Annotated in this window: 15 protein-coding genes and 1 pseudogene; 10 read left to right on the top strand and 6 right to left on the bottom strand. The window is 63.2% G+C overall.

Annotated elements, in window-relative coordinates:
* Nucleotides 1–213 (bottom strand): annotated as a pseudogene (locus VGM61_RS19490) (YncE family protein); the annotation flags it as partial.
* Between the two features lie 119 nt (nt 214–332).
* Here VGM61_RS19490 and VGM61_RS19485 point away from each other — a divergent pair.
* From VGM61_RS19485 to VGM61_RS19445, 9 genes are all read left to right on the top strand, one after another.
* Complete coding sequence (locus VGM61_RS19485) at nt 333–695, top strand: metalloregulator ArsR/SmtB family transcription factor (RefSeq protein WP_331524602.1); 363 nt, start codon at nt 333–335, stop codon at nt 693–695.
* Nucleotides 673–1,173: an SRPBCC family protein gene (locus VGM61_RS19480; protein ID WP_331524600.1), complete on the top strand. Its 501-nt coding sequence runs from the start codon at nt 673–675 to the stop codon at nt 1,171–1,173. Before VGM61_RS19485 ends, VGM61_RS19480 begins: the two co-directional genes overlap by 23 nt.
* 94 nt (nt 1,174–1,267) lie before the next feature.
* A complete protein-coding gene (locus tag VGM61_RS19475) occupies nt 1,268–2,065 on the top strand; it encodes an alpha/beta hydrolase (protein WP_331524599.1) in 798 nt (265 codons plus the stop codon).
* A gap of 514 nt (nt 2,066–2,579) precedes the next feature.
* Entirely contained in the window at nt 2,580–5,222 is a 2,643-nt protein-coding gene (locus VGM61_RS19470) for a phosphocholine-specific phospholipase C (RefSeq protein WP_331524598.1), read from the top strand.
* A gap of 362 nt (nt 5,223–5,584) precedes the next feature.
* A complete protein-coding gene (locus VGM61_RS19465; protein WP_331524597.1) occupies nt 5,585–6,319 on the top strand; it encodes a ZIP family metal transporter in 735 nt (244 codons plus the stop codon).
* Entirely contained in the window at nt 6,316–8,193 is a 1,878-nt protein-coding gene (locus tag VGM61_RS19460; protein ID WP_331524596.1) for an SPFH domain-containing protein, read from the top strand. Before VGM61_RS19465 ends, VGM61_RS19460 begins: the two co-directional genes overlap by 4 nt.
* Nucleotides 8,190–9,194, top strand: a complete 1,005-nt coding sequence (locus VGM61_RS19455; protein WP_331524595.1) for an SPFH domain-containing protein — start codon at nt 8,190–8,192, stop codon at nt 9,192–9,194. Before VGM61_RS19460 ends, VGM61_RS19455 begins: the two co-directional genes overlap by 4 nt.
* Nucleotides 9,191–10,228 carry an SPFH domain-containing protein gene (locus VGM61_RS19450; RefSeq protein ID WP_331524594.1) on the top strand — a complete coding sequence of 346 codons (1,038 nt, stop codon included), beginning with the start codon at nt 9,191–9,193 and terminating at the stop codon, nt 10,226–10,228. The genes VGM61_RS19455 and VGM61_RS19450 overlap by 4 nt, the downstream gene beginning before the upstream one ends.
* Entirely contained in the window at nt 10,225–12,126 is a 1,902-nt protein-coding gene (locus tag VGM61_RS19445; RefSeq protein WP_331524593.1) for a cation-translocating P-type ATPase, read from the top strand. Before VGM61_RS19450 ends, VGM61_RS19445 begins: the two co-directional genes overlap by 4 nt.
* Before the next feature lie 144 nt (nt 12,127–12,270).
* On the opposite strand, the gene VGM61_RS19440 is transcribed toward VGM61_RS19445, so the two are convergent.
* The 5 genes from VGM61_RS19440 to VGM61_RS19420 are packed head-to-tail and all read right to left on the bottom strand — an operon-like array spanning nt 12,271 to nt 16,150.
* A complete protein-coding gene (locus tag VGM61_RS19440) occupies nt 12,271–13,014 on the bottom strand; it encodes a hypothetical protein (protein WP_331524592.1) in 744 nt (247 codons plus the stop codon).
* Between the two features lie 19 nt (nt 13,015–13,033).
* Nucleotides 13,034–13,666, bottom strand: a complete 633-nt coding sequence (locus VGM61_RS19435) for a DUF3299 domain-containing protein (protein WP_331524591.1) — start codon at nt 13,664–13,666, stop codon at nt 13,034–13,036.
* Nucleotides 13,663–14,931: an ABC transporter permease gene (locus tag VGM61_RS19430; protein ID WP_331524590.1), complete on the bottom strand. Its 1,269-nt coding sequence runs from the start codon at nt 14,929–14,931 to the stop codon at nt 13,663–13,665. Before VGM61_RS19430 ends, VGM61_RS19435 begins: the two co-directional genes overlap by 4 nt.
* Nucleotides 14,928–15,605 carry an ATP-binding cassette domain-containing protein gene (locus VGM61_RS19425; protein WP_331524589.1) on the bottom strand — a complete coding sequence of 226 codons (678 nt, stop codon included), beginning with the start codon at nt 15,603–15,605 and terminating at the stop codon, nt 14,928–14,930. The genes VGM61_RS19430 and VGM61_RS19425 overlap by 4 nt, the downstream gene beginning before the upstream one ends.
* Entirely contained in the window at nt 15,602–16,150 is a 549-nt protein-coding gene (locus VGM61_RS19420) for a DUF2796 domain-containing protein (RefSeq protein ID WP_331524588.1), read from the bottom strand. The genes VGM61_RS19425 and VGM61_RS19420 overlap by 4 nt, the downstream gene beginning before the upstream one ends.
* A gap of 78 nt (nt 16,151–16,228) precedes the next feature.
* Here VGM61_RS19420 and VGM61_RS19415 point away from each other — a divergent pair, with 78 nt between their 5' ends.
* Nucleotides 16,229–18,304, top strand: coding sequence for a S46 family peptidase (locus tag VGM61_RS19415; RefSeq protein WP_331524587.1), 2,076 nt, complete (start codon nt 16,229–16,231; stop codon nt 18,302–18,304).
* Nucleotides 18,305–18,356 lie beyond the last annotated feature (52 nt).

The raw sequence follows: 18,356 nt of genomic DNA, 5'->3' as shown, positions 1-18,356 counted from the left end.
CACACCGTGCACGCCGGCCGTGTTCGGCACGGTGCCCACCTGCTTACCACCGTCGACGTCAATCACGGCTACGTGATCGCCCGAGGTCACATAAAGTCGCCGGCTGACATCGTCGAAGGTCAGGTAATCCCAGTGAGCCGTCTGCGCCAGGCGTACGACCTCCTTCGGCGCAGCGGCGGAAGGGGTCGCCAGCGCAATAAGTAAGGCAAGCATTGAGGCTCATTCCAGGCCGACAGGGATTGTCACGTGCAATGTGGGCGACAAGTCTTATCGAACACTTAAGGGCCGAGGGGATCTTGCAAATCACTCATGTGCGCTCTACAGTGAACTACATGGTTCACTATCAAACCCGCCTCGACACTACGTTTGCCGCGCTCTCCGATGTCACCCGACGCGGGGTGCTGGAGCAACTCGGGAGCTCAGACGCCTCGATCACCGACCTTGCCCAAAGGTTTCACATGACCCTCACGGGCATGAAGAAGCATGTCAGCGTCCTGGAGCAGGCGGGGCTCGTGACCACGGAGAAGGTCGGGCGCGTACGAACCTGCAAGCTCGGCCTGCGCCGACTGGAAGAAGAGGCTGCCTGGATCGAGGGGCACCGCCAACTCTGGAGCGTACGCTTCGACGCGCTCGACGAACTTATCGACCACTTGAAAAGCAAGGAGAGGGCAGATGCCCAACGGAAACGAAGGTAGCCACGTCGCCATGAACCACACCGCCGTGGAACGCAAGTCCGACCACGAACTCGTCGTGACGCGAGCGTTCAATGCCCCGGTGCACATCGTCTTCGAAGCGTGGAGCAACCCCGAATTATTCAAGCGTTGGTGGGTTCCGAAGTCGGCCGGCCTGTCACTGCTCTCGTGCGACATGGATATTCGCACCGGGGGCACGTATCGCCTCGTGTTCCGCCATCCGGCAACCGATCAACCGATGGCGTTCTTCGGCACGTACAAAGAAGTAACGCCGAACAAGCGCCTGGTATGGACAAACGAAGAAAGCGATCAAGGTGCGGTGACCACGGTGACGTTCGAAGAAAATGCCGGCAAAACACTGGTGACCCTCCACGAGCTCTACCCCACAGAAGCGGCTCTCGACGAAGCCCTCGCCGGTTCGGCGGAAGGCCTGCCCGAACAGTTCGCGCAGCTGGATGAGTTGCTCGCAGGCGCCATGTGAGGACGTTATGCTCAGACGCGATTTCCTGAAGACTGCCATAGCGACCGCAGTGGTGACTGCGATCCTTCCCGTTCAAGCCAAGGAAACCCTGGCCATGCCGAATGCGAATGTTGCCGACGTCAATGGCCAGCATCTGTTCTACAGCGTGCATGGCGCCGGTAAGCCGCTCATTCTTCTGCACGGTGGCATCGACCCGGACAGCTTCGGGAGCAACCTGGCTGAACTGGCCAAGGGCCGGCAGGTGATCGCCGTCCATCTCCAGGCGCATGGGCGCACGCCAGACACCGACCGGCCACTACGCAGTGAAACGATGGGCGACGACATTGCCGCCCTGATCAGCCACCTGAAGCTCGGCAAGGCCGACGTCATGGGCTATTCGCTGGGCGCCAGCGTCGCGCTGCAGACAGCCATCCGCCATCCGGATGCGGTCGAGCGGCTCGTCATCGTGTCCGCGGCGATGAGGCAGGATGGCTTTTATCCGGAGGGGGTGGCGGCCTTCAAACAGTTGGAGGCCAACGCTGCCACGCTTGGCCCGAGTGTCAAGGCATCGCCGTTAGGGCAGGCCTATCCCAACGTCGATTGGACCAACCTCTTCAGGAAGGTCGGTGACATGACCAAACGCCCCTTTGACTGGAGCGCCGACGTCGCCAGGCTCAAGGCACGCACACTGCTGGTGTTTGCCGACGCTGACGCCATCCGGCCCGAACACATGGTCGAGTTCTGGAAGGCATTGGGAGGCGGCCAGCGCGATGCCGGGCTCGATGGCTCCCTGCGGCCGGCAAACGCGCTCGCCATCTTGCCGAACACCACCCATTACACGCTCGCCGTGGAACCGATGTTGCCGGAGATCGTCAACCGCTTCCTCGGGCCTGCAAAGAAGGCAGTAGGTTAAGGGCCTGGTTGGCTAGCCTGCCTGGCCGCCATCGCCAGGGCCAGGTTGGATGCTATCGACCCTTCGCTATTTAGGTAGGCGCCTACGAATCGCACAGCAAAACTTGTAAAGAATACGAAACTCTTGCGCCAATCCGCCCGCGCTTTGCGGCAGCTTTGCGCCTCTCCTGATTAAGATCACCCCACATTCTCCGAAGTGGACGTGGCATGAGCACTCTCATTCTTCAGGGCCCCACCGCAGGTCGGGAACATGGGGTGGAGGTGGTCATCCTCGAACTTGGCAACCTTGCTGCAGAGTTCGCCTTATCGGCACCTCGGACGCACGCATAGCTGCTGGGATTTGCCGCTACCAAGGATCCGTGACGATGCACGGGCCATGCGTTAAGTCTTTAGCGAACCACCTCACACAATGAGCCAGTTTTTCGTGCTGACGTTGGATATGACCTTCATCTGTCATGTGTACGGCGGTAAATACAGGGTCACTAGATGCCTGTCACCCGTATACGGAGAGCATGATGAGCGATATCGACGACGCCACGCGGCGGCGGTTCCTGAAGATCACGGCCGGTTCCGCAGGTGGCATGGCGACGTTGTCCCTGTGGCCAGGATTGATCGAGAAGGCGCTTGCGATCGAGCCGAACAACCCCACGGGCGAGGCCAGTCTGGCGGATATCGAGCATGTAGTGATCTTCATGCAGGAGAACCGCTCGTTCGATCATTATTTCGGCTCACTCCCCGGCGTGCGTGGTTTCGGTGATCCCCGGCCGGTACCCATGCCGAGCGGAAACTATGTGTGGTATCAGCCGGAGGGACTGAATCCGGCGAGCCGCGGTTTCAGTGCGCATGTGTCGTACGACGAATGGGTGAAGCCGGCCGATTGGTACGACGCCGACCGTACCTCTCAATCCGCGCATTATGTACTGCCGTTTCGGCTCAACCAGCCCGGCAACGTGCAGTTCCAGTACCTGGGCGACCTGGACCATAGCTGGAAGGCGTCGCAGGATATCTGGAGCAACTGGGATGTCTGGGCGCCGCTGAAGAGCCGGCAGTCCATGGGCTACCTCAACGCCGACGACCTGCCGTTCTATCACCGGCTGGCCAATGCGTTTACCGTGTGCGACGCGTACCATTGCTCGATCTTCGCCGCGACTGACCCCAATCGTTTCATGCTCTGGTCCGGTACCGTAACCCCGCCCATGAATTTCCCGGATAACTATGGCAGTTGCGGTTATGTCTCGGACATTGGCTGCGACATCAATGCCGATATTACGCCGGCCATGTACGGGCAATCGCCGCAAGCGAAGAGTACCGCCGTTGAGGCGGGCATCGCGGACTGGAAGACCTATGCCGAAACCTTGACCGACAACCACATCACCTGGAAGGTCTACCAGGAATACGACAACTATGGCGACAACTACCTGCAGTACTTCAAGAACTTCAGGGTCGACAACAGCGGCACGCCGATCGACCAATCCACTGATCCGTATTTTCAGTCGCTTTACAAGCGCGGTCGTGTCTTCGCGGCCGATGGGGCCAAGACAGGGGATGCGGTGATCGCCCAGTTCGCCGCGGATGTGGCCGCAGGGATGGAAGCGGACCATCCGGCACAAGGTAGCGTGGAACCGGGCCTGCCGCGTGTTTCGTGGATCGTTGCGCCTTACCAGTTCTGCGAGCATCCGAGCGCGTCACCGGGTGATGGCGAGGCATTCACGGCGCGTCTGCTGGATGTCCTGGTCAACCAGCACCCGGATGTGTTCCGCAAAACTGTCTTCATGATGATGTACGACGAGAACGACGGGTATTTCGATCATGTGCCGGCACCTATTCCTCCCATTGATAAAACGTATGGGCAGATGACGTTGGCCGATGCCGGCGCCGCGGAGAACAACGGCTCGGTCCCGGTAGGCCTGGGGCCGCGTGTACCGATGTTGATCATTTCCCCCTGGACCACAGGCGGGAAGGTGTACTCGCAGCTCACCGACCATACCTCGGTGCTGCAATTCATCGAACGATGGACGCGGCAAAAATCGCTGGGTGGCAGGGATACGACCCGCTGTGATCTCATCTCTGACTGGCGTCGATCCGTTTGTGGCGACCTGCACGAGGCTTTCGACTTTTCGCGCCAGCCCCTTCGACCTATCAAAGCAACAACTGACTTCATCAACGGTACGGCCCCGGCGATGGTTCCCAGCCCACAGGTGTTTCCGATACAGGAGCCGGACGTACGGACGGCGTGTCGCCTTGGTTATGCGTTCTCGGTCGCAGCCGAGCTGGGCGAGAACGGCATCGGCTTTCGCCTGGTCAACAACGGAACCGCTGGCGTTGCGTTTATTGCCTACAGCCTGCCGATGTCGGATGCGCAGCAGCCGCATCACTACATGGTGGAAGCCGGCAAGTCGCTCGCCACATCGCCTCAGCCGTTCGCCGACGATGGCCTCTATGACTGGGCTATCTACGGCCCGAACGGTTTCTTGCGCGAGTTCCGGGGCGACATTGCCTTGATCGTGAAGTCGGGCCACGCGGCGGAAGTCACCGTTGCCGGCGACACCTTGCGCGGCGGTCTCTTCATTACCCTCGATAACCGCGTAAGTTCCACCGCCTGCAGCTTCCAGGTCTCGGATAATGCCTATTACCAGAACGAACCCCAGCACATTCGGGTAGAGGCCGGTAGCCAGCGAACGATCCCGTGGAGGGGCAGGGACGGCTGGTATGACGTTAGTGTCCGCATCATGGGCGACCTTGCGTACTTCCGACGTGTAGCGGGAGTCGTCCAGTCCCGCTTCGGAGTACCGACCACGGATCCAGCTATCGGCAACGACCGTCTGTTCAAGGCTACGCTATCGGCGGACGGGGAAACGGGTAGCTCGCTGCGATTCGACTACGCAGCGCCGCCGTGGCACCACCGACCGAAAAACTGGATAGGTGTGTTCGCGGAGGGGAAGGCACCCACCAAGGCGAATCTGCTGCTGTGGGTGTACGCGACGCGGGGTGTCGGTTCGGTCGCTTTGTCGAGCCCTGCAGGGGAAGCGTTAGCTCCTGGACGATACGACGCCTGGTATTTCTTCGATGACGGATATACGCCGATCACGAAGCACGCCGTTTCGTTTCAGCTTTCAAGGCCGGTGCGACAGCGCACTCATGGCGAATCGGGCGGATGAACGATGCGGGTAGCTCGGGCCCGTGGCCCCGGTCGTGGAAGGGGGAGGGGTGCGACCGCGCGCCGTGCGCGTAAACCGGGTTAGACAGTTGACGCAGAGATCACGCCGATGTGGTTCCGTGGGAATGCCGACATTGCCGACAAGTACCATGGACCTCGAGCGCACCGGTGGCCAGTTCGAATCCCAGGGCTGTCGCGCGCGGCGTGTTCCTGACTCTCGAAAAACCGTTCTGATCGGGAAACAGCCTCGCATCCTGGTAGCCAGGGTGTGAGACTGGTGACCCTCATTGTTGCGTTGACGATTGAATAGTATGTTATAACATAACGTATCTATTTCCTGGCGGCCCTCCCTTGGCCTATTCGTTGACGGACGTCCTCCTGGCCTCTTTCTCTATCGCTGCGACCTCCGTCGCTTCGCGTTTACTGGTTTGGCTACCGAACAGCTCGCTGGCACGTGTGCTGCCCTGGCTGCAACCGGTGGCAGTGGGGTTGCTGATAGGCGATGCCTTGCTGCATGTGTTGCCCGAATCACTGGAGACGGGTCTTTCCCCGGACGCGGCCTTCAAGTACGTGGCGATCGGCGCGGCGATGCTCGTTGCCGTCGAATGTTTCGTGCGTCCGCGCGCCAGCCTCGTCCCCGCTGCAGGGCCAGCGGCGTTCGCCCGCATGAACCTCACAGGCGACTTCCTCCATCACCTTGTGGATGGCGTAGTGGTGGCGGCGAGCTTCCTGGCCGGGAGCGCATCAGGCTTTGCCGTGATGCTCGCCATCATCGCGCACGAAATTCCGAGGGAAGTGGGGAGTGCGGGTGTGTTGGTGGCAGGCGGCTATCCGCCGCGCAAGGCATTCTGGTTGTCATTGGCGATGGCCTCGTCTGTTCCCCTTGGCGCGTTGTTGATGCTCGCCGCTCCACTTCACGGCGGCGCCCTGGGTGTGGCCCTGGCATTGGCTGCCGGCACGGTGCTTTACGTGGCGCTCGCCGATGTATTGCCGGCGGCCTGGAGCCGGATGGGAACCACCCACCGCATCGCGCCGTTCGTCGGCGTAGTGGCTGGGTTGGCCTTCATGTGGTTGGCGGCCGGATGGGAGGCCCGATGAAGAACGTCGCTGAAAAGCCGGTATGGCTCGTGCAACTGGTCGCTGGCCTGTTTGTCCTTGCTGCGGGACTGGGATTCGGCCTGGGCGATTTCGCCGTGCAGGTCGTAGCCGTAACCCTGCTCCTGGGTGCGACCGGACTTTGCAACGAGCTTGTGGTGCGTCAAGTACGCCACCGCCCCTCGACCTGGGTGAGACCGTTCCGGGCGATGGTCTATCCGCGGCTTCCTGCCCATCCGATGATTGCGCGCGCTCTAACCCACGCGAGAGAGCTGCGCCGTCGCTTCGACGCGATTGACTGGATCGCCGACTGGCTGCCGGGTTTCCTGGCGTTGATCGGGTCGGCGCTCGCCCTGTGGCTGACGACGGGGCTCGTTCACAAGCTTGTCGGCGATGACGGCTCCGCCTCCGTGCCCACCGCGGCGGTGTTGCTAGGGGCTACCATCCCGCTACTTATCGTGCAGCGTTTGTTCGTGGCGGACGAGGCCCGGGGGCCCAGCCTTGATGCAACGGCCCGATTGGCCTTGCTTGCATCGCTCGTCATGGGCGCGGCCAGTCTGTTCGGGGCACTCGGGTATACCTGGACCCAGTGGTTCGCCCTGCCGGTGCTGATCGTCGCCGGCGTGGTGGCCGTGGAAGTGATGGCACGCACATGCGCGGCGTGGTTCAGTCCCCCCGTCGCATTTACCCAGCGCCGTGCCTCTGCACTGACCTGGACGGCCAGTCTTTTGCGACTGCAACGTCCACGGCTTGACCGGGCCAGCGCCTGGCTCACCTCTGCTTACGGTATTGATCTTTCGCGCAGTTGGGTGGCCGCGTTTGCCGTGCGCGCCACACTGCCGGTCGTGGGTGCCCTGGGCATCGTGGCATGGCTGGCCAGCGGTGTCTCGATCGTGCGAGTCGATGAGCGAGCCATTGTTGAGCACTTGGGTGCGCCGGGCGAGGTCGTCGGGCCAGGCATGCATGTGCATGCGCCCTGGCCATTGGCCACCATCCGCCGGGTGGAACTTGGCGTGGTGCATGAATTACCCATTGTCTTTTCGCAAAGTGCCGATGGCCAGCTCCTGGCGGAACTGGCCACGGCGGGCCAGGCGGACGCTGCCGGTGCTACTTCGGCCGAAGCCATCCCCGACCCGCCGGCTGATCGCCTGTGGGACGGTAGTCATCCGGGCGAAGCCAGCTACCTTATTGCCAGCAGTTCGGGAGGGCGGGAAGGATTCCAGATCGTCAACGTGGACCTGCGCGTGGTCTATCGCGTGGATAGCACGGATCAGGCGGCCCTGGCCTCGGCCTATGGCGCGTTCGAACCGGCCAGCCTCATCCGGGCCTCGGCCGGGCGCCTGCTGGTGTCGCATTTCGCCATCTCTACCCTGGATGGAATTCTCGGCGAAAGCCGGTCGGCATTCGTCGATCGTTTCCGCCGTGACCTGCAACACGACATGGACGCCTATCACGCAGGCATAGCCGTGCTCGCCGTGGTGGTCGAGGCGATTCATCCCCCTGCCGGCGCGGCGCGCGCCTATCACAACGTGCAGGCCACCGAGATCCAGGCCGATACGATGCGCTTCCAAAGCCGTGCGCACGCCGTGGCAGTGAATAGCGCGGCCACCGAAGAGGCCATCCAGAACGTCAACCAGTCCCGCGCCACGGCAGCGGAGGCATTGGCCGCGGCCAATGCCACACGCATCACGTTCGGCGCCGAAGCGCGGAGCCAGGTGGCGGGCCCCAACGTATTCCTGTTTGAAAGCTGGCTTTCACACCTTCGGGACGATCTGTCCAAGGCGCGAGTGACCATTGTCGATCACCGCCTCGAGGGGGCAACGAGCACCCTTGATTTACGCGCCGTCGCGCCAGGCAGTTCCGGAGGATATCCATGAGTGTTGCCACTGAAGCCTTGGAAGCCGGGACCCCGGAAGAGGCGCCGCTGCCATCAAGCCAGGGCCATGACCGCCGGACCGGATGGATCCGCTGGAGCGTGGCGACCCTGGTGCTGTTGCTGGCCGCGCTGGCCGCTTCGTTGGTGGTGGTGAGCCCCGGTACCGGCGTGGTGGTCACGCGGTTGGGACGCCCGGTGCGCGTCCTGCTTACGCCGGGCGGCGCGTTGAAGTGGCCCTCGCCGGTGGAAAACACCGTCGATGTGGACTTGCGTCTTCGCACGACGTCCAGCGGTTTGCAGGACGTGGGCACGAAGGACGGACTGCGCGTGCTGGTGCAGGCGTTCGTCGTCTGGCGGGTTCGTGCGACCCCGGAAGGAGTGCAGCTGTATTTGCGTGCAGTGCAGAACCAGCCGGACGTGACCGCGGGCCAACTGCGAAGCCTGATGGCTTCATCGCTGGAAATCACCGCGAGCAGTTTCGACCTGGCGAACCTGGTCAATACCGATCCGAAGAAGGTGCGCCTGGATGAATTTGAAACACTTCTTCGCGACCGCATCGACGCGCAGGCGCGACGCGTCTACGGCGTGCAGATCGAGCAAGCGGGCATTGAACGGCTGACATTGTCGAGCGAGGCGTTGCAGGCGACCATCGAGCGCATGAAGGCCGAGCGCGATACGGCGGCCGCCCAGCGCTCGGCGGAAGGCCAGCGGGAAGCCGCGCAGATTACCTCCGAAGCCGATCGCGATGCGCGCATCCAGCTTGCCCAGGCGAAGGCCGACGCGGCAGGCATCGAGGCTGAGGCCCAGGTCAAGTCGGCGGCGATCTACCAGGAGGCATACAACATCAATCCTGCGCTCTACACCACGCTCCGGTCGTTCGACACGCTTGATGCGGTGGTCAATCCCAACACCCGGTTGATCCTGCGCACAGACGCGGCGCCATTCCGGATCCTCGTTGATGGCCCCGGCAACGAGGGAGCGGTGAAGAAGGGCAAGCCATGAAACAGGACGAGCTTCGAAGCGGTCTGTTGGGAGATGTGCTCACCTGGTCGTTCCGCCTGCTCTTCGCGCTGGTGGCGCTTCTCATGCTTGCCTGGGGCGCGACCGGATTATCGCGCGTCAATCCCGGCAACCAGGCGGTCGTTACACGCTTTGGCCAGATCGCCCGCGTGCGGGGTCCGGGTCTGCTCCTGACATGGCCCGCGCCGGTGGAGCACGTAACCTTGCTGCCATCGGGCAGTCGCCAGGTACAGTTCTCACCCGAATCGCTCGAACAAGATCGCTCGCAGGTCCGCTCGGAGGCCGATGCCACGACCTATGGCTTCGATGTCAGCGATGACGCGCGACAGAACACGTGGTTTTTCATGACCGGTGACGGCGGCGTGGTGCACCTGAAGGTGATGGTCTTCTATCAGATCACCGACCCTGCCGCATGGCTCATCGCCGCCGACCATATCGAGCCGGCGCTGCGCCGTGCCGTGATTGCCGCGGCGGTACATACGTGTGCCAGCCGCGATCTCGACGGCATCCTCGTCGCCCGTCCCGAGCGCGCCGGTGAGGCGTCGTTCGTCGCCAAGCGCGAATCGTTCCGCACCGACCTGGTGTCGTTGGTCAACGCTCGTCTTGCCACGAACGGCGAGGCGGGCCTGGGTATCCGGGTGGCTCGCGCCGATGTGGTGGCCAGCATACCTTCGGGCGCCAAGGCAGCGTTCGACAACGTGCTCAGCGTCTCCCAGCAGGTCGAGCGCGTGGTTGCCCAGGCTCGTACCGCGGCCGAAATCCGTCGCCAGGGGGCGGTCCAGTCCAGGGAGAATGCGATCGACCAGGCGCATGCGCTTGCCCAGGAAACCGTCAATACCGCCGAGGCCAAGTCGGCGTTCGTCCGCGCCCTGGGCAATCAGCCCGGCATGAGCCGGCAGACGGTACTGAACCAGCTTTACCGCGAGCGCGCGGGATCCGTGCTTGGCCTGGTGGACAAGGTCGATGTGGTCCCGGTCCACGCGACATCCATCCTTTATTCGAGCACTTCGCCATGAGCGCTTCATCGATCCCTGCATCATCCGCCGGAGCCGCCTTGCTGACGCGCCGTGAGCGCCAGGGCTGGCGGGTGCGCGTGGTGATCGTGCTCTTCGCCCTGGGGCTATTGGCCCTTTCCTGGCTGGGTGCATGGCTTTCGCCGGACAACCTCCCGGGCGTGCTCCTGTTGCAGGCGGCAGCCGCCTTGCTGGTCGCCGGTCCCGTGATGCGCGCGGCCTTTCGCAGCTTGCGCAAGCCGGACCTGCACGGAGTGGTCGACCAGCTCGTTGCCCTCGCCGTGCTTGCGTGCTGGGTCTCCAACGATTTCGTTACCGCGACCCTGTTGCCCGCCGTGATGATGGTCGGCCGGGTGCTCGAGGAGCGTTCGCTGCTCGGTTCACGGGAGGCCGTCGAGGCACTCTCCCGGCTTACCACCGCGACGGCAAGACGGCTCGGGCTCGACGGTACGGTGACGGTCGTGCCAGCAAGTCGCCTGCAAGTGGGTGATCTGGTGGAAGTACGCGCCGGCGACAAGGTGCCGGCCGATGGCACGGTGCTCGAAGGCCAAGCCAGCCTCGACACCGCTTCCCTGACGGGAGAATCCTTACCCGTCGAGGCAGCGCCGGGCATGCTGGTACTGGGCAGTTCGGTCAGCCTCAATGGCCTGTTGACCGTGCAGGTTAACCGGGTGGGTGCGCAGACTGCGCTGGGACGTGTGGTGTCGCTGATGCAAGAGGCGGAACGGAGCAAACCTGCGGTGACGCGTCTGCTTGAGCGCTACGCCGGACGTTACCTGTTGCTGGTGTTGCTCACCGCATGCCTGGTGTGGTTTTCCACGCTGAACGTGGCGGCGGTGTTGGCATTGCTCGTTGCTGCCTGTCCGTCGGCCATGGTCCTGGCGGCCCCGTCCACGGCACTGGCGGCGGTCAGCGTGGCCGCGCGCCACGGCATCTTGCTCAAGAGCAGCATGTTCCTTGAACGCCTGGCCGATGCCGACGCGCTCATTGTCGACAAGACCGGCACGGTCACGACCGGGGTCCTCACGCTTGCGTACATACATCCGGAAGGGGACGCGGACATCGATCACCTTCTGCGTGTCGCCGGCGCCATGGGACGTGCCAGCAGCCACCCGGTGGGCCGTGCGCTGGCCCGGGCAACCGCGCTCGAAAATCCGATGGTGCTGGACGACGTCCGGGAACTGGCAGGCTTTGGCATGACGGCGCGAAGCGGGCAGGGCATCGTGCTTTTTGGCCGCCGCGAGTTGTTCGAAAACCACGGTATGGACGTATCAGTACCGCCGGCTCACCAGGGTCCGGTCGTCGGCATCGCCCAAGATGGCAAATTCCTGGGCTGGATTCTTCTCTCCGATGAGATCCGCCCCCGCGTGCACGCCACCTTGCATGCGCTTGCGACGCTTGGCCTGAGCCGACAGAGTCTTTTAACCGGCGATCGCATCGAGGAAGCGCGCCGGGTGGCTTCGGTCGTGGGTCTGGACGAGGTCGTCGCAGGGGTCTTGCCACATGAAAAGATGGCCTTTGTGCAGAGTCAGGTGGCGGCCGGCCTCCGGCCCATCGTGGTGGGCGACGGCATCAACGACGCACTCGCGCTGCGCGCGGGCGCTGTAGGCATCGCCATGGGCGCGCAGGGGAGTGATATCGCCATGGCCTCGGCCGATGTCGTGCTCACCGGCAATGACTTTGCGCGCCTGGCGACATGCGTGCGGTTGGGACGGCGGGCGCGACGGACGTTGCAGGTGAACCTGGCCATCAGCGCGGTATGGACGTTGATGCTGGTGCTCTTCGCCCTGGCCGGTGGATGGCGCTCTGGCGGTGCACTGACGGCGGCAGTCTTGCAGAATCTTGGAGCGTTTGTCGTGCTGGCCAGCGCCGGCCGCCTGCTTAAATTCCACGAAGACTGACGCGACTACCTCCCACCGAACCGGCACCTGCTCCACGAGAACGGGGCGCGGCGGAGACTACTGAGGCAAGTAGGAGCGCCTTGAGGAAACTGCGCCGCTGCCCTGGAAACTCCGACGACGCCGGTGTTTTCATCACATTCGATCTCATTGGCAAACGCCCGGCAGGTTGGATTTGAGTTGGTGCACTGCCAGCGCCAGGCGTTGTTGCGCGCCGTCGTCGGCGAGGCTGGCGGGGCAAAGATCGGTAATGACATGACTGCGTGCCGCGTGCCGGGCCGCAGCGCACTGCCATGAATCGTCGGGCGCTGCCGGAAAGGTGGCAAAGGCCACCTCGACACATGGACTATCGGCGTGGGCAAGCAGGGATGGCCCCTGGCTCTGCGTCACTTCCGGATGAAAGTACGTTTCAGGAAAGCCGGTGGTATAAGCCTGCAACGACACGGCCAGTGCGTGGGTACCGACCTGCCAGACCACCTGATCGGCTCCGCACGGGATGGCACGGGCGGCGTCGCGCACGCCGTCGTACAAGGCGTGGGCGATTGCCGGGGCTGTGTTCAGCAGCACGGTGGAGGCCTTGAGAACAGGCAAGTGGGCGCGCGTCGCCAGGTGGGCGAGTGCGGTGCCATCGGCAGCATTGCATCGATGGGTGTGGGCGGCGGCAAGCAGGAAAATGGCATCACGCTCAAGCGCGGGATCGGCATCCAGGGCTTTGGCCAGTGGGCCGGCCGTACCTGGCGCCGCATGCACGACCGCTGTGGCGACCGGCGGCGAAATCGGATGAAGTGAAGCGTTGGCTGTCTGGTGCGCCGTGGATGCGCGCGGTCCGGCAAGGACCCACCAGATAGCCGCCATGCCTGCCATGAGCATGATGCCGGCAACGAGCATCACGCCGACAAGCGGGCGCAGCTTATTCGAAGTGCGTATCAGGTGCGGCGGCATTGGAATACGGCAGCAGCTGTGCGTCCGTCATGGCATAGGCACTGGCCGCTATCGCGTTGTGCTGGGGCTGGCTGACGAGCGTGCCGCGAAGCCAGAACGGGTCCCAGATTTGGGGGGTATCGATCGGAGCCTTCAATTTGACGTCGACAAGCATGTTCGGTGGCGGCGGCGGCACATGGATGCATGCCCCGTAAAAGGGAACAAAGAAGAACTCCGTCATCTGTCCCTGGGCATTGGTATCGAGCGGTACGACGTAGCCTGTCAGGCGGACCTTCTTTCCCGACAACGCATCCACCGTATGCAGCGTGCCGAATTGCTTGCCCTGCTTGTTGCCTACATGGACGACGGGGGGCGCATCCTTGAGCAGCCGCAAGTCTTCCGGAGGCACCATATGCGTCCAGTCCAGTTCGGCGAAGCCGTCCGCATCCGGTAGGCCAAGCAAACCTGCCGGCGTGACCGCGGGTGGCTTCCCCGAACGCCGCGCGACATCGGCTGCCTGCTCGGCTTTCTGCACGTCCGACAAGGGCGCCGGGGGAGGGGTGGGTGAGCAGGCGACCAGGCCAACAAGGATAAGCAGGAAAGTGGAGCGAAGCTGAGTCATAGTCGGGCCTGCAAGCCATCAGCGAGCGTACGGCGGTACGCGACAAGCGCGGGAACGCAGCCAGCGACGAACGCACTGGCCAGGACGAGGCCAAGCAGTGCCCATTCCGCCGCATCCGGTGGCGCGAGTGCCAGGCGCAATCCCGCGGCCTGCGCAAGCCAGGGACCGGCCAGCGCAATGGCGCCATAAAGCAAGACCAGCCCCAGGACGCAGCTGGCCATTCCCACCAGCAGCGCCTCGGCCACCATCAGCGCAAACACAGTGGCGGGGCTTGCGCCCACCGCACGGAGCACCGCCATTTCCCGACGCCGCTCGTTGAGCATGCTCAGCAACGTGGTCACCAAACCACACAGGCCGATGGCCACCACCAGGTAACCAATGGCACGGATAGCCTGTTCGGCGACGCCGACAATGGACCACAGCTGCTGCAGCGCCACGCCCGGCAACACGGCCAGGAGCGCTTCGTCAGGATATTCGTTGATGGCCCGCTGGAATGAAAATGCCGAAAGGCGGGAATTGAGCCCGACGAAGAACGCGGTGATGGTCTTGGGCGTCAGGTCCGCATGACGAGCCTCTTCGGCGGAAACCGACTGCCCCGGCAGTCGCATGCCCGACTGCCAATCGACGTGGATGGCTTCGATGCCATCCAGGCCGACGAACACGCTGTCGTCGAACGGCGTACCCGTGGGTGCCAGGATGCCGGTCACCACAAAGGGCTTGTCGGCATGCTGTTGGGTGGCCATCACCCCCGTGCCATGCGTGAGCACCAGGCTGGTCCCGACTTTGTAACCCAGTGCGCGCGCCACGCGTGCACCGAGCACCGCGTCATAGACGTCGGTAAAGGCGTGCCCGGAGGCCAAGCGCATGGCCTCGTGGTCACCAAAGCGCAAGTGGTCGAAGAAGCCGGCGGTGGTGCCTACCACACGGAAACCGCGGTGGGAGTCGCCCAGGGATATCGGCACGGTCCATGCCACTTCGGGACTGCTGGCCACGTCCTGGTAACTCTTCCAGGACACGTTGTTGGTGGCGTCCCCGACATGGAACACGGCATAGAGCAGCAGGTTGACCGGTCCTGAGCGCGCTCCCACCAGCAGATCGGTGCCGCTGACCGTGCTTGCGAAACTCGAACGCGCGTCGCGTCCGAGCCGATGGACAGAAAGCACCAACCCCACCGACAAACCCAGGGTCAGCACAGTGAGCAGGGCGCTGGTACGACGATGCCAAAGGCTGCGAAGGGCGAGCGACACCAGGGCGCGTGGATTCATGAGCCGAGCCTTACCGCATCATCGAAGTGCCTGGCCAGCGAAAGGTCGTGGCTGACGAACACGGTGGAGATCCCGCGCATGGCGCACTCGCCCTGCAGCAACTGGATGAAGGCATCCCTGGCGTCCGCATCGAGGGCGGATGTCGGCTCGTCCGCCAGTAGCAGCGTCGGCGATCCGATCAAGGCACGGGCCGCCGCTACACGCTGCTGCTGCCCTACGCTTAGTTGCGACACCACGCGTCCCCGCATCGTGTCCGGTTCAAGCCCCAAAGCAGCGAGCAACCGGTCGACCTCGTCATTGAGGCTTCCCGCTTGCATGGCAGCGTCGCGCCGACGCCGGGAAAGACGACAGGGTAGTTTCACGTTGTCGGCTACGGAAAGATAGGGAAGAAGGTTGAACTGCTGGAAGATGTAGCCCACGCCATCGGCACGCATGCGGTCGCGACCCGGCTGGCTGGCCGGCAACAGCTTTTCAGCGATGCGTATCGTCCCAGCTTTCGGCAACAGCACGCCGGCAAGCAGGCCAAGCGCCGTGCTCTTGCCGCATCCGCTGGGCCCGTGGACGAAGAGGCTTTGCCCGCGCAGGAGCCGGATATCAGGAAAACGAAGATCCGGCTGTCCTTTCCACGCAAAGGACACGTTCGTGGTTTCCAGGATGGTGCTTGCGCGGCTCAAGGGGACGTACCGGGCACCGTGACATGGGACTGGTTGGCATCGACGGTGGCCTGCCCCTGGCCCGACGGCGTGACAAGATCAACATTCACTTTGACCGTGCGCGGGAACGCATGGAGCAAACCGACATCGAAACCTGAAATTGCGTCTGGCCTGGCGCAGGTAAACCGGTAGTGCGCACTGACATCCATATGGCCATCCTCGTCGGGCTTACCGGCATCGGCGACTTTGGCCGATGTCAGCGTGCATCGGGCAGCATCGGGAAACACGAGCCAGGACGCCGGCTGTTGAAGGGTACGTGTGGCATCAGCGAGCGCCTGCTTTTCCTGGTCGCTGCGCGGCGCGTGCTCGAACCCGACGAAATTGATGCCCGGGCCATGGATGTCGACCTCCACCACGCCCTTGTCGATGGCGATGTCCAGGTCGGACACGCCGTGCACGTGTGCGCCATGGTGGCGAAGCTCGAAGGCCGTGGCCGGCGTGATTCCCGCCGCCAGGAATATCCACGCCAGTACCAACGGCACAGGACGAACGCTGGGACAAGGCATACGATGCTCCTACCATTCGGGATGTTATAACATAACATCACTAGATCAACTTGCAATGCCTGCCCAGGGGAAAAAACGATGAAGCGACTGTTCCAGACACTTACAGCGACCGCTCTCGCCATGGCCACGACGGCCGCCTTGGCCGACGAAGGCATGTGGACCCTCGACCATCTGCCCATCAAGCAGATGCAGGAGCGCTACGGATTCACACCGACCGCGCAATGGATTGCCCATGTGCAAAAGGCGTCGGTGCGCCTGGCCGAGGGTTGCTCTGGATCGTTCGTGTCGTCGAGCGGGCTGGTCATGACCAACCACCACTGCGCCAATGCCTGCCTGTCGCAGCTTTCCAAGACCGCCAACTACATGGAGAACGGCTTCTCGGCTGCACGCCGGGAGGACGAACCGAAGTGCCCGGAAGTGGAACTTAACCAGCTGGACACCATCACCGACGTCACCGACCAGGTGATGGGTGCCACTCGCGGGAAGACGGGCGGGGACCGCATCAAGGCCGAGCGCGCCATCAACAGTTCGCTTGAGCAGAAATGCGTGGGTGGGGATGCGAAAACCTGGCGCTGCGATGTGGTCACGCTGTATCACGGTGGCCGCTACGCGATGTACAAGTACCGTCGTTACCAGGACGTGCGCCTTGTGTTTGCCCCCGAGCAGTCGATCGCCTTCTTCGGCGGCGATCCGGACAATTTCAACTTCCCGCGCTACGACCTGGATGTGACTTTCTTCCGCGCCTACGTCGATGGCAAGCCGGCCCATACGCCCGACTATCTTCCCTTCGACGTAGCCGGGCCCAAGGCCGGCGACATGACTTTCGTGGTCGGCAACCCCGGTTCAACCCAACGCGACACGCCGTGGGTGCAACTGCAAAACATGCGCGACCACAAGCTCACGCCATTTTTCGGCTTCCTGTCGGAATTGCGCGGCGTGCTCTGGCAATACAGCCGAGCCGACGCCTCGCAGGCGAAAGAAGCCCAGGACGTGCTGTTCGGCGTCGACAATTCGTTGAAGGTCTATAAGGGCTGGTTGGAAACCCTGAGCGATGCGACGTTTGCCGCGCGGAAGATCAAGGACGATGACGGATTGCGCCAGTGGATTGCCGCAGACGCCAGCCGAAAGGCCAGATACGGCGATCCCTGGGCAGACCTTGAGCGCGCCCAGGCGCGTTCGGCAGAACTGCAGGAGCGCTACACGCTCATCGAGGGCGGCCGCGGCTTCGGCGTGGGCGGCACCTTGTTCAGCCAGGCACGCACCTTGGTTCGTGCGGCCGCCGAACGCAGCAAACCCGATGGCGAACGCTTACCGGCGTTCCGCGATGCCAACCTGCCCGCGCTGGAACAGGAAGTCTCGTCCAGTGCGCCGGTCTATCCGCGTTTCGAGAAGACCATGATTACCTGGTCGATCGAAAAAATGCGCCAGAGCCTGGGCGCCGATGATGCCTTCGTGCACGAGGTACTGGGCAAGCAGTCGCCTGCGCAGGTGGCCGATGGATTGGTCGATGGCACCAGACTCGCCGATCCCGCCGTGCGCAAGCAACTGTGGGAAGGAGGGGAGGCGGCCATCAAGGCGTCAAAGGATCCCATGATCGCTTTGGTGCGGAGCATCGATCCGGAAGCCCGTCGTCTTCGCAAGACGTATGAAGACGAGGTCTCGGCACCCATTTCACGCGCCGAAGAAAATATCGCCCAGGCCCGCTTCGCACGGGATGGCGACAGCAGCTATCCCGATGCCACCTTCACCCCGCGCCTGTCGTTCGGCAAGGTGGTGGGCTGGAAAGAGAAGGGCAAGGACGTGCCGCCATTCACGGACTTCGCCGGCGCATACAACCGTGCCACGGGCGCCGACCCGTTCAAGCTGCCCGACAGCTGGTTGAAGGCCAAAGCCAGCCTCGCACTCAATACGCACTTCGACTTCGTGACCGACAACGACATCATCGGCGGCAACTCGGGAAGCCCGGTCATCAATCGCGAAGGCCATGCCGTGGGCCTGATCTTCGACGGCAACATCCACTCGCTGGGCGGCGACTTCACCTTCGACGAGACCTCGAACCGCGCCGTGGCGGTCGATACGGCGGCGCTGGTCGAAGCCATTCGCAAGGTCTACAAGTTGCCCCGCCTGGCTGATGAACTGGCGGGGAAGAAGTAGCCACCACATCTTGGGGCGAGAGGAACCCGTCCCGCTCGCGTTCCCCGGAAGG

Origin of the sequence: Pinirhizobacter sp. (genome assembly GCF_036499745.1) — a bacterium.
GTDB lineage: Bacteria > Pseudomonadota > Gammaproteobacteria > Xanthomonadales > Rhodanobacteraceae > Pinirhizobacter.
The sequence above is the reverse complement of the archived record's forward strand: the minus strand, read 5'-3'. Positions and strand labels throughout refer to the sequence as shown.

What these genes read in the sequence shown, in the direction of transcription:
- VGM61_RS19485 (WP_331524602.1), top strand. Translation starts at nt 333, where the DNA reads ATGGTTCACTATCAAACCCGCCTCGACACTACGTTTGCCGCGCTCTCC.
- VGM61_RS19480 (WP_331524600.1), top strand. Translation starts at nt 673, where the DNA reads ATGCCCAACGGAAACGAAGGTAGCCACGTCGCCATGAACCACACCGCC.
- VGM61_RS19475 (WP_331524599.1), top strand. Translation starts at nt 1,268, where the DNA reads ATGCCGAATGCGAATGTTGCCGACGTCAATGGCCAGCATCTGTTCTAC.
- VGM61_RS19470 (WP_331524598.1), top strand. Translation starts at nt 2,580, where the DNA reads ATGAGCGATATCGACGACGCCACGCGGCGGCGGTTCCTGAAGATCACG.
- VGM61_RS19460 (WP_331524596.1), top strand. Translation starts at nt 6,316, where the DNA reads ATGAAGAACGTCGCTGAAAAGCCGGTATGGCTCGTGCAACTGGTCGCT.
- VGM61_RS19455 (WP_331524595.1), top strand. Translation starts at nt 8,190, where the DNA reads ATGAGTGTTGCCACTGAAGCCTTGGAAGCCGGGACCCCGGAAGAGGCG.
- VGM61_RS19450 (WP_331524594.1), top strand. Translation starts at nt 9,191, where the DNA reads ATGAAACAGGACGAGCTTCGAAGCGGTCTGTTGGGAGATGTGCTCACC.
- VGM61_RS19445 (WP_331524593.1), top strand. Translation starts at nt 10,225, where the DNA reads ATGAGCGCTTCATCGATCCCTGCATCATCCGCCGGAGCCGCCTTGCTG.
- VGM61_RS19435 (WP_331524591.1), bottom strand. Translation starts at nt 13,666, where the DNA reads ATGACTCAGCTTCGCTCCACTTTCCTGCTTATCCTTGTTGGCCTGGTC.
- VGM61_RS19430 (WP_331524590.1), bottom strand. Translation starts at nt 14,931, where the DNA reads ATGAATCCACGCGCCCTGGTGTCGCTCGCCCTTCGCAGCCTTTGGCAT.
- VGM61_RS19420 (WP_331524588.1), bottom strand. Translation starts at nt 16,150, where the DNA reads ATGCCTTGTCCCAGCGTTCGTCCTGTGCCGTTGGTACTGGCGTGGATA.
- VGM61_RS19415 (WP_331524587.1), top strand. Translation starts at nt 16,229, where the DNA reads ATGAAGCGACTGTTCCAGACACTTACAGCGACCGCTCTCGCCATGGCC.